Genomic DNA, 5,795 nt, shown 5'->3' on the forward strand with positions numbered 1-5,795 from the left:
TTCCAATTAAGATAAATTCGTCCTTGCGGTTAAAATCCTTGATTGCTGCATTCGCATTGCGGTTACGGACGCTAAGTCCGCTCCCTTATGCTCATTTGCAAAGCAAAGATTTTTCCTCGCAATGACTAGAATTTTTTGTGATTCCTTTGTCTTCATTCTTTCTCGCCCGCTTCGTGGTGCGTAAATCGTGATTAAAGGCAGTAGATAAACCCCTTTTCTTTTTGCGAAAAACTCTTAAAATCCCTCAAAAAATCCCTCCGCGTGATTCGTGGTTTTTTCCTTAAACTTTTTTTCAAAACCCCCTAGCATTCTAAGATTCGCGGTATTGCTTTCGTGGTTTTTTGGAGATTTTGAAGGTGAGGCTAGACTAGAGGTCTGCGAACCTTCAAAATCTCCAAAATCTGCGAAATGATTACCCAAAGCTGAATGCTCTAAGGGTCGCTATATATATACAAAGCCTTTTCTAGCTCATTAAGCTTTACCTCGCATGTGTCTTGCTCGTGTTCGTGAATGACGCTCTCATATCGTGATTTGATATAGCTCTCCATTGTGTCCAAATCGCACACATACGCATCTGTATCAAGTGCTAGGGCTTCTATCGCTTGGGTTTGCTTCTCTAGCAAGGCTTGTAGCTGGAGATTTTCTAAGCTAAGCTGTGCGTTTTTGTGATAAAGATGCGTGCATACGCCAAAAAAACCCAAAAAAAGAGTGAGGATAATCATAATAAAGTAGTGCATTTAATTTCCTTTTCCAATTAGCTAAGCCTCCCCCGCTTTGGGGGAGATGGATTTAGCTTTTTACTCTTTACTGCTAAAAATCCCGATAGTCGCAAAGTCTTGATTACTGAAAGGACTTAATGCCCCGCTCTCTAGTGAGAATCTCCCCTTAGCGATGCTTAAAAGCCTATCCGCTCCGCACACGACCTTACGCCCGCTGTCTTGGGTATCATCGATATAAAATTTTGTCGCGTTGCTCCCTGCCATTACGATAGCACTTGCACCGATAAGCGCACCGATGCTTAAGGGCTGTTTGTCCGCATAAAAGCTTGGAGGGGTGGTTTTGCTGACATTTTGACTATCGAGATAATGTTTGAAATCCGCATCGCTCAAGTCAGTATTTGGCATACCCACCTGCATTTTAGTCCATACGCCCATATCTAAAATAGGGCAATTATCAATCATACCGACAAATCCCGTAAAAAGTCGGTTTTTATCGCCCCTATCTCCCGCGTAAGCTTGCATCTCTCTCCATTCTTTATCCGCTTTTAACTGCTGGATTTGGTGTGATTCAAGCAAAATAAGATAGCTATTGTGTATCACGCTGATACCATTCACGCTCTCTCTGTCTGCTTTGATAGGCTTGATAGGAAAAGCCTCTTTGCCGTTAGCATGTGTCCCGCTTCGTGCCATAAAAATAGCGCGTCTTAGGAGTTTTACACTGCACACATCGCCTTTTGCGATTTGTTTGGTCGTGTCTTCAGGACTCTTTTTATAATCCTTAAAGCCATTTTGCGCATCTGCAGCCACGACATTGGTAAAGTCGTTACACAAGTGCGCGACTATCGCTTTGTCTCTGCGATCTTGCATCCACTCGCTAAGAGAATCTACTGATTCTTTGACAAAATCAATGCTTTGCATCTTGCTGTATTGTCTGATAGGGCTTCTTAGGGCGTTACCCACGACTTTAGGATAAATCGTTTGATTGAGAATTTCTAGCTCATCATAGTTTGTTTTAAAGTCGGCATTACCCTCTACGCCTGCGCCTGTGAGTTTGTTTTTCAATCGGGGGCGGTAGGGCTGGTCGTTTTCTACACTAAAAGTGCGCACGCCTCTATCTCCGCCCTTACCTGTGAAGCTCTCAAAAGGACTTTTGATCCATGAAAGTCGCTCTATCTCTTTACCGATTTGCACACTGATGTTTTCATCGTTTTTAAGGCTATTGTAGTCAATATTGTTAAGATTCATTTTTTACTCCTTGAGATTGTTTAATATCTTTCTGTGGGCAAACTATCATTTGCACTCTGGCTTATATCACTAGGATACCCTTTGACTTGTTGGGGGAGTTTCTCCTCTTGCTCACCGCCCCCGCCTTTGCTCGTATAAAGCTCATAAAGTGCGTTAAAAAGCTCTGTGGGTGCGAGACTTTCAAAAGCTTGCTGTTCTCTTGGCGTAAGCTCTTGGCTATAAAATACTAAAAGCTCTTGAATATCCACATCGGGGTGTTCTTGCTGAAAATCCGCCTTTGCCTTTTCTATCGCTCCGAGCTGATTATCAAGCGTGATTTCTCCCTCTAGGTTAGAGATAGCATCTTGCTTGCTTTCAATCTCTGTCTTGATAAATTCATTTTGCAAAGCAAGGATTTTTTCAAAAAACGCCTCTTTGTTTTCAAAAAATAGCTCCTCAAGGTCGGGGTTTTGCTCGATAAAATCCTTTGCCTTTCTCGCAAAATCCGCTTCAAAACTCTTCATATTTTGCTCTAGCTCTGCCTTAAGCCCTGAAAGTAGCTCTTGCTTGTTTGGTGGCTCTGTTTGCTCTGTTTGCTCTATGGGCTCTTGTGGCTCTTGGAGCTCTTGTGTCTCGGGGGCGTTATTTTGCAATTCTTCTTCCATTTAAAAGCCTCCTTTAAAACTCCATCATCGTGGTAGAGGGGAGATAGTAAATCACTCTTAGCGTGCCTCTGCCCTTAGTCGCTGGGGTATCTCCCACTGCGGGTTTAATGCTTACTGCGATTTCTTGCACTTGCGGGGTCGTGAAGATCTTAGAGAGAATATTTGCCTCTGCCTTAGAAATGTCAATGTCTGATGCTAAAGCATCGGGCTCATCGATAAATCCTATATCTGCCTTAAATCCTGCATCTGCTGCTTCTTCCACACTGAAACTAATATGTGTAACTTCAGCATTTGCGGGTAAGGCTACAAGTGCCAACTCTTGGGGATTGGTAAAATCAATCGAATTTTTAACAAGATAAGTTAAAAAATGGACTTTTTGTGTGCGCATTGATTGCTCCTTAAAATAATATATTGGATTTATAAAAAAATTTTAAAAAAAATGTAAGGGTTAAAAGGTTGCAGCAATCAAGGATTTTAACCGCAAGGACGAATTTATCTTAATTTGCAAAAGGAATAAAAAGCCTAAGTAGGGAGTAAGAGTAAGACTTATCCGCTCCCTTAGGTAAAAGCGGATAATGGCTATCTTAGCTACACTTGACTACAATGATACAAAGTAGTATAATGATGACTAAGATTTGGTCAATCTTACTCATGGTAACCTCCTTTTAAAAAGTAGGCTACTTCTAGGGAGTTGCTGGCTCCCTAGAGCAACCCCAAGTTATTATATCGCAATTTAAAACAATTCTTCACTCCTTTTGCAATTAAGATAAATTTCGCGTTGTCTCGCGCTCAAAGCTTCACAACTCTTAAAATCCCTCAAAAAATCCCTCCGCGTGATTCTTTTGCGTTTTCATATTCCCGCATCTCTTACCTTTCTCACCCGCTTCGTGCGTTTGCTAGATAACCCTAGCATTCTAAGATTCGCGGTATTGCTTGGGCGGTTTTAAGTATTTTTTAGGGGTGAGCTAGACTAAGGGTCTGCGATATTCCCCTAAAAAATACTTAATCCACGCAATGATTACCCAAAGCTGAATGCTTCTAATTATCGTAAATCTACTTTGCTTATGTTATTCTTATAAAACTTCATCTTTTGCGCGTCTTTATCTTGTGGCTCTTGGGCTTCAAGTGAGGCTTGTTTGGACATCTGATTGATAATACTGCTTTGTGCTTGGAGCTTTTGGCTTTCACTTTGGAGCTTCTCTATCTGTGCTTGAAGCTTAGCTAATTGCATTTGTGTCTCTTGCTCTAACATTTTATTTTGCGCACTCGCGTTTTCATTTTGGGTCGTGTTGGCATTTTCTAGCACTTCTTCTATGTCTTCTACGATTTGAGAATCTGTGTCTTTAAGCATCAAAGGGAGAAGCTCACTGACAATATCGGGGCGTATGTTTGCGATAGTTTTTAAAATCTCACTCCAGTGCGCGAATCGCTCTTCACGCCCTTGCATCTTAAGCTGTGTGTTATACACAAGATCAAAGCTCCCGATCTTAAGCGTATTCTCTGCGCTGTCATTGATACTAAAATATCGCACTGCGCGTCTTTTCTCTGCTATGGCAAACACTTGTTTTTTATTAAAATAATGCTGCATAAAGCTTAAAACTCTTTGATAAATCAGCCTGTCCATTGCATCACTGCTTTGTATAAAATACTGCAGTCCCAAAAGCCCCGCATCGCGTCTTTGTGCTATGGCTACGCCGCTTTGTCGGTTGGTCGCTTGGGCTAGGGCTTCATCATTAAGCCCGCTCAAAACCCTTGCCATATTGCGCTTTTGCTCACTTTTCATACTCAAAGCTTGTAAATCTGCGTGATGTTGGATAAACTCGATTTTTTTCTCACTCAAACTCCCGCTTCGCACGGCGACTATGGCATTATCTTTAGCGATATTTTCCACAAATTCATCTATATCATCTACGGCATCAATCTCAAATAAAGCCTTTTGTGTGCCGAGCATATTTGCCATTTTGTTTTCTGCAAAGTTGATGTAATCTTGCAAAGGCTTAATATCTCTAAAGATTCCATAAAAGTTGTTTTGCTCATCGATTTGGTATTTACTGATCACAAAAGGGTGCAGATTGTCTTTAAAGGGCATTATTTCGGTTTTGTATATCCCTCCGTTAGGATTCCACAAATACCTATTCCAGCTTAAAGTGCGGGTTTGCTCATCGTATTCTTTTGCCCATGTTTCTATGATAAAGGCTCTTTGGTCGGCAATGTCATCTTGCGTGAGGTAAATCTCCTTATCGGGGATTATACTTTTGACTTCACACAAGGCGATGTGTTGCTTTTTATGGAATCTACTCGCATCAAGGGCGTTTTTATCTTGCGAAAAACAATCAATCAAAAAGCTATCAGTAGGGATACTTTTGATATTGATATGATAAAAGCCCTCTGCGTCTTTTTCACACCATAACTCCACTACGGCTAACCCTAAAAGCAAATTAAAATCCCGCGTGTATATCTCTTTATCATAATCATCGCTTTGTGCAAAGACTTTGAGCAAATCAGTCAAAAGACTTGCTAAAACTTTATCCTGCTCTTGGCGTCCATTGACTTTGATTTCTGTGCGCGCTTGAATCTTATAGCCTAATATCTTATCGCAAATCATTTTAAAGATATTCTCGTGTATAGGGATTTGCCCTCGTGATTGGAGCTTGGCTAATTCTTGGCTTTGGAGCTGATGTCCGTGATAGTATTGCAGGGCTTGTTTGTATTCGCTTAATGCCCTATCGTGTGCGCGTTGGTCTTTGGATAGGGCGGTGGTGAGTTGATCTAGCGTCATTTATACTCCTTATTCCAATTAAGATAAATTCGTCCTTGCGGTTAAAATCCTTGATTGCTGCATTCGCACTTATTTTTCGCGTTATTTTTTAGCTTTTAACGCAAAAAGGGGTTTATCCCCCTCCCGTCCCCCTTAACCCCGAAAAAGACGCCGCTTTTTCGGCAAACAAGGGGGAAGCCTCGCTTTATCCGCTTCTAGCTCAAATCGTGCGGAGGCACTACTGCCTCCTTTGATCACGATTTACGCACCACGAAGCGGGCGAGTTTATTTATTTAACGCTTAGCATTCTAAGATTCGCGGTATTGCTTTCGTGGTTTTTTGGAGATTTTGGAGGTGAGGCTAGACTAGAGGTCTGCGAACCTTCAAAATCTCCAAAATCTGCGAAATGATTACCCAAAGCTGAATGCT

General features: G+C 41.5%; 6 protein-coding genes. All 6 read right to left on the minus strand.

Annotation, left to right across the window (positions count from 1 at the left end; translation table 11 throughout):
* Window positions 1–234 precede the first annotated feature (234 nt).
* Window positions 235–420: a hypothetical protein gene (locus LS69_RS09540; protein WP_138124491.1), complete on the minus strand. Its 186-nt coding sequence runs from the start codon at window positions 418–420 to the stop codon at window positions 235–237.
* Window positions 421–431: 11 nt separating this feature from the next.
* A complete protein-coding gene (locus LS69_RS09545) occupies window positions 432–737 on the minus strand; it encodes a hypothetical protein (protein ID WP_034374256.1) in 306 nt (101 codons plus the stop codon).
* A gap of 60 nt (window positions 738–797) precedes the next feature.
* Complete coding sequence (locus LS69_RS09550) at window positions 798–1,964, minus strand: DUF4043 family protein (RefSeq protein WP_034374253.1); 1,167 nt, start codon at window positions 1,962–1,964, stop codon at window positions 798–800.
* A gap of 20 nt (window positions 1,965–1,984) precedes the next feature.
* Window positions 1,985–2,608: a hypothetical protein gene (locus LS69_RS09555; RefSeq protein ID WP_034374250.1), complete on the minus strand. Its 624-nt coding sequence runs from the start codon at window positions 2,606–2,608 to the stop codon at window positions 1,985–1,987.
* A gap of 13 nt (window positions 2,609–2,621) precedes the next feature.
* A complete protein-coding gene (locus LS69_RS09560) occupies window positions 2,622–2,996 on the minus strand; it encodes a hypothetical protein (protein WP_034374247.1) in 375 nt (124 codons plus the stop codon).
* Window positions 2,997–3,650: 654 nt separating this feature from the next.
* On the minus strand, window positions 3,651–5,387 hold the full coding sequence (locus LS69_RS09565; protein ID WP_238699291.1) for a hypothetical protein: 1,737 nt from the start codon (window positions 5,385–5,387) through the stop codon (window positions 3,651–3,653).
* Window positions 5,388–5,795 lie beyond the last annotated feature (408 nt).

This window comes from Helicobacter sp. MIT 05-5294 (genome assembly GCF_000765675.1).
In the GTDB taxonomy this organism is placed as follows: domain Bacteria; phylum Campylobacterota; class Campylobacteria; order Campylobacterales; family Helicobacteraceae; genus Helicobacter_D.

What these genes read in the sequence shown, in the direction of transcription:
- LS69_RS09545 (WP_034374256.1), bottom strand. Translation starts at nt 737, where the DNA reads ATGCACTACTTTATTATGATTATCCTCACTCTTTTTTTGGGTTTTTTT.
- LS69_RS09550 (WP_034374253.1), bottom strand. Translation starts at nt 1,964, where the DNA reads ATGAATCTTAACAATATTGACTACAATAGCCTTAAAAACGATGAAAAC.
- LS69_RS09555 (WP_034374250.1), bottom strand. Translation starts at nt 2,608, where the DNA reads ATGGAAGAAGAATTGCAAAATAACGCCCCCGAGACACAAGAGCTCCAA.
- LS69_RS09560 (WP_034374247.1), bottom strand. Translation starts at nt 2,996, where the DNA reads ATGCGCACACAAAAAGTCCATTTTTTAACTTATCTTGTTAAAAATTCG.
- LS69_RS09565 (WP_238699291.1), bottom strand. Translation starts at nt 5,387, where the DNA reads ATGACGCTAGATCAACTCACCACCGCCCTATCCAAAGACCAACGCGCA.